The sequence below is a fragment of the Oleiphilus sp. HI0080 genome (assembly GCF_001635135.1).
Map to the genome: position 1 here is coordinate 1 of NZ_LWFU01000259.1, position 351 is coordinate 351.

1 rRNA gene is annotated in these 351 nt (G+C 49.0%); it reads right to left on the reverse strand.

The window, feature by feature from the left end:
- Nucleotides 1-221: 221 nt before the first annotated feature.
- A 5S ribosomal RNA gene (rrf, locus tag A3751_RS02755) occupies nt 222-336 on the reverse strand.
- Nucleotides 337-351: the final 15 nt, after the last annotated feature.

The following is a 351-nucleotide window of genomic DNA, read 5'->3' on the forward strand; positions in this document are numbered from 1 at the left end:
AAAAAGACCGATCACGCCGAACACTTATACGTTTGAAAACAAAACGACTTCACAACAGGATCCCGATGACTGGATAGTAGTTGAACAAGTATCAAGTCCTGTCCGGCTAAAGGCTGTCTCGTAACAGCAAGGCGACTGGGCGATAGCACTTGGCTATGAGAACAGCACGCTCCAGACATAAAAAAACCCCAGCAGGATGTCTGCTGGGGTTTCTGATTAAAGCCTGACGATGACCTACTCTCACATGGGACCTCCCACACTACCATCGGCGATGAACCGTTTCACTTCTGAGTTCGGGATGGGATCAGGTGGTTCCAGTTCTCTATGGTCGTCAGGCAAAACTCTGGTTGA